At 57.6% G+C, this 3,724-nt stretch carries 4 protein-coding genes and 1 pseudogene; 4 read left to right on the top strand and 1 reads right to left on the bottom strand.

The features are described 5' to 3' along the window. Positions 1-148 precede the first annotated feature (148 nt). From RCO38_RS24190 to RCO38_RS24175, 4 genes and pseudogenes are all read left to right on the top strand, one after another. A complete protein-coding gene (locus RCO38_RS24190) occupies positions 149-841 on the top strand; it encodes a hypothetical protein (RefSeq protein ID WP_308331151.1) in 693 nt (230 codons plus the stop codon). After that, positions 838-957, top strand: a pseudogene (locus RCO38_RS24185) (metallophosphoesterase); the annotation flags it as partial. The gene RCO38_RS24190 and the pseudogene RCO38_RS24185, both read left to right, overlap by 4 nt. Positions 958-1,067: 110 nt before the next feature. After that, complete coding sequence (locus RCO38_RS24180; protein WP_308331149.1) at positions 1,068-1,592, top strand: HAD domain-containing protein; 525 nt, start codon at positions 1,068-1,070, stop codon at positions 1,590-1,592. A gap of 143 nt (positions 1,593-1,735) precedes the next feature. After that, a complete protein-coding gene (locus tag RCO38_RS24175; protein WP_308331148.1) occupies positions 1,736-2,185 on the top strand; it encodes an HAD domain-containing protein in 450 nt (149 codons plus the stop codon). A 32-nt stretch (positions 2,186-2,217) separates the two neighbouring features. On the opposite strand, the gene RCO38_RS24170 is transcribed toward RCO38_RS24175, so the two are convergent. Beyond that, entirely contained in the window at positions 2,218-2,940 is a 723-nt protein-coding gene (locus RCO38_RS24170; RefSeq protein ID WP_308331147.1) for a uracil-DNA glycosylase, read from the bottom strand. Positions 2,941-3,724: the final 784 nt, after the last annotated feature.

Below are 3,724 nucleotides of genomic sequence, written 5' to 3'. Positions count from 1 at the left end.
GGCAACTCGCCAGTCAGGTCTCCATGGTGGTGGCCTGACTTAAACCAACCGGCCTCCACGATTCCCGGGGCGGTTCAACGCTGCCTCTGAGCGCTTGGGTGTCGGTCCTGCTGTGCTTGCGCGCATGGGAGAGACAGGGCACGTGGTCGTGGATGCGAAGTGGCGCCAGGACCTGGTCAAAGGAGGGGCAGTTCTCCTTGAATCGCTCGATGCATTTGAAAGCCAGGCCCGGAAGCACATCAAGAAGATGAAGACGTCCGAGAGCACCATCGCCATCAAGGAGCTCACGAGTCGCCGCATCGGAGACAAGAAGGCAATCGACTCAGTACTGCGCGCCATCTTCAACGGCGAGCTGTGCGCGGTCGCCGCTGGAGAAAAGCTGGGCAGCTTTCGATACAAGGTATCCGAAGTCAAGCGGTACTTTGGCCGCCCGGTTCTCGATGCAGGCCTTTCGGTCAATCAGTTGGCCAAGCTCACGGGCTGGAAATGGGAGAGCGTCCGAAACTGGATTGACGAAGGTCTTCTTGAGTCGCACGAGATAGTGCTGCGTGGGCAGCCCTGCCGCGTTGTGATGCCAGAACAACTCTTGGTTTTCACCCAAGCATACGTTCCGTTGGCATCCTTGGCCCATGCGGTGGACAGCAAGTCCTCCGCGTTGCTTGAACGGCTGGGAAACATCCCATTGCTTGGCGGAAAGCAGCTTCCAAACGGAGCGGTTCGCGGCGCTTTGGTGCGCTTGTCTGACCTAGCCCATGCGGCATTGCTCCCTGCACTACGAAGGGATAGCAACGCGGCATTTGTCCTCGGTTCGCAAGCGAGCTCAACGGAGGCACCGGCGTGAAGATTCAACTTGCTTCGGACTTGCACCTGGAACACCTGACACGCAAGTTCCCAAGCGAAACCTTGATTCGACCCGCACGTCAAGCCGATGTGCTGGTTCTTGCGGGTGACATCGGGCACGCGGCTGGCGCCATCGCGTTCGAGCACGCCTGTGTCGTTGACGTTCCTGCTGCGTGACAACTTCTGAGACCACGCCTGTCCATGAACAGCTTTCAAGTGAGGTACACATGAAAACACTGCGTGGCAAGGGTGAGGTGGTGCTGTATCTAGACTATGACGGTGTGCTCCACCACGAGGACGTGTGGTGGCACTGGCGCCGCGGCGCCTACATAAACACGCCTGGGTATGCGCTATTCGAGCACACCGACTTACTCGAAGATGCGCTCTCACCTTTCCCAGCAGTTCGCATTGTTTTGTCGACGTCCTGGGTTCGAGTGCTACGGTACAGCCGTGCCGTCAAGCGCCTCAGCCCCGCACTGAGAGAGCGGGTCATTGGGGCGACTTTTCACACAATGATGAATCGGTCCGACTTTGAAGCGCTCCCACGGGGCATGCAAGTCCTCAACGATGTTGCCCGCAGAAAGCCTCGCCAATGGGTGGCGCTAGACGACGATGCAGAGGGTTGGATGCCAGAGTACAGGGACTATTTGATTCACTGTGATAGCGTTCTTGGACTCAGTGCGCCTGGTGTGCTCGATGCGCTGGAGACGAGGTTGTTGCATTTCCAACATGCGTCGAATGACCCGCAATAGACCCACGTCCCAAGAGCTAGTGCCTGCCCTTCTGCCGAGGTCTAGTGGGTGTTGAGCAAGCTGTCCCTGAGGATGAACTCGCCCGCACCGGACAGGCCGTCCAAGCGCCGCCAACAGACACGTCGAACTAGGTTGGAAAAGCCATGCGTTTGATTTTTCTCGACTTTGATGGAGTGCTTCACCCGCTGGAACCAGAGTCTTTGGGGCTCGAGAAATTTTGCTGGCTGCCGGTTCTCACTAGCTTGTTGAGCGGTCACGATGACGTTCAAATCGTTGTTCACTCGACCTGGCGCTACGAGTACACAAACCCTGAACTACGTGCATTGCTGGGTCCGCTAGGCATGAGGTTCGCTGGAAGTGCACCTCGTGCTCCACGTGAGCAAGCGATTGAGACAGTGCTACAGGCGAACCGAGCGATTCAGCATCATTTGGTGCTCGACGACGACGCACGGGAATTTTCGGGTACTGCGGTGAACTTGCTGTTGCTTGATTCCCAGCGCGGCATCTCTGACGAGCAAGCTCAGGCGGATGTGACTGCATGGTTGTTGTCTACCGCGACGCCCGAAGCTACGGCACAGGGGAGAGACACATGACAGTGTGGAGGCCAACGCAGGCTTGGCATTCGCTAGGCGCGTTGAGTCTCTGAGGGTACGTCCTGCCGTGGGAAGCCTTTGACGAACCGCGTCATGGCCTTGCGAAAGCTCGTTGACCCACCGTTGGCGGGGTGCCGAACAGCTGGCACCGAAACGCCCAGCTCTTTCAGCGCCCTTTCGGCCACCTTGCCCACGGGCACCACCTTAGGCTTGCCGAGCAGTGCTAGCAAGCTCGGAAGGACATCAGCAGTGGCCTTCAGTTCATCAAGCCCTGGCTTGCGATTCGAACGCGGATTGCCGGCTTTGTAGGGATGGCAGGGGAACGCGTTCCAAAGCACAAACTCATCGGAACTGAATTCACTCTCCAAGAGTTGCGACCACACGATGGTGGCGGTCTGCTCCGCCAAACATCTCGGGAACTGCCTTTCGCTACTTGTCCTCTCCCCAATGGAAGGCAACACTGCTGAGGCGGGAACGTTTGGGTGCTCGTTGAGCAGAATGCGCTCGGACGTCATCGCAATGCCAGTGAACTTCGCACCTCGCCAAGACGGCGCCTCGGCAACCAGCACCAAGCGCGTGGTCTTCAAGCGCCGCGCAAGGTAGCTCCTCAGTTGCTCCGCACGCTGTCTGGGCGCATCCCGACTGGAGTCATTGGCCTTATCGAAGTCACGCCATGGATTGAACACGTTCGGCAGCGACGGTAGCGCCTGCAATTGCAATACAAATGCTTCGGGGGTGAGCGCACTGGCTTTCATTCCCGCAGAGGTTATCTGGAGTCCCTGCGGCATGCAACGCAGGCAGGGGGTCGAACGCTTTGCCCAGCTCAGATTGAATCGGTTGTCCGGACTTAGGCAGGTTCCACGAAACCAGTAGCCGCCCACTGCGCGCCCCTGATGCACTGAGCACAAACCGCCCAATGTGGTCCCACTATGTGAATTATGGTGATTCACATAATTATAGAGTTCAACATAATTTCAATAATGAAGCTTGAAAACATCTGGCACTTCGCGCGCGCTGACTTGGCAGCCGACCACCTAACTGCCTTGGGCACCGTGAAGTCCTCTGATACGAAGTAAGTAGGCCAGCACTAGGCGACGGCACGAAGGAGTTCTCTGGTTCAACCGTCAACCTGCTGCTGCTTGGAGTTGGAGTTGACCCACTTCGGTAGACGGGGACTGGTTTGCTTCTCAAACAGTCTCGGACATTGTCCTCGCATGCACGTCGGCATCTTCGACGACATCGAACAACGCATGCTCCATTCAAAGCTCAGGGGTGAGAGGTTGCCCAGGCCGCTGTCGCGGCGCCGGGCACTGTACCCGCCTTCAATCGAGAGATGAACTCACCTGCAGCCACCAAAGACCACAGGAGAGGCTCTTAAGCGACGCAGAATCTCTGCTTCAAACAACCGAACCCACTCTGCGTTGGTGAAGCCAGAACAATCGGTGCGAAGCATCGGCCCGTAGTATCCGTCCGGTCAACCCATCTTGAATGTGAGTTGAGAAGCGGGCATCGTCCCCACGATTGGAGGATCGTGGAGAC

Source organism: Hydrogenophaga pseudoflava, from assembly GCF_031020795.1.
In the GTDB taxonomy this organism is placed as follows: domain Bacteria; phylum Pseudomonadota; class Gammaproteobacteria; order Burkholderiales; family Burkholderiaceae_C; genus Hydrogenophaga; species Hydrogenophaga pseudoflava_A.
Note: the sequence above shows the minus strand (reverse complement) of the source record. Positions and strands in the feature narration are given on the sequence as shown.

What these genes read in the sequence shown, in the direction of transcription:
- RCO38_RS24180 (WP_308331149.1), top strand. Translation starts at nt 1,068, where the DNA reads ATGAAAACACTGCGTGGCAAGGGTGAGGTGGTGCTGTATCTAGACTAT.
- RCO38_RS24170 (WP_308331147.1), bottom strand. Translation starts at nt 2,940, where the DNA reads ATGAAAGCCAGTGCGCTCACCCCCGAAGCATTTGTATTGCAATTGCAG.
- RCO38_RS24175 (WP_308331148.1), top strand. Translation starts at nt 1,736, where the DNA reads ATGCGTTTGATTTTTCTCGACTTTGATGGAGTGCTTCACCCGCTGGAA.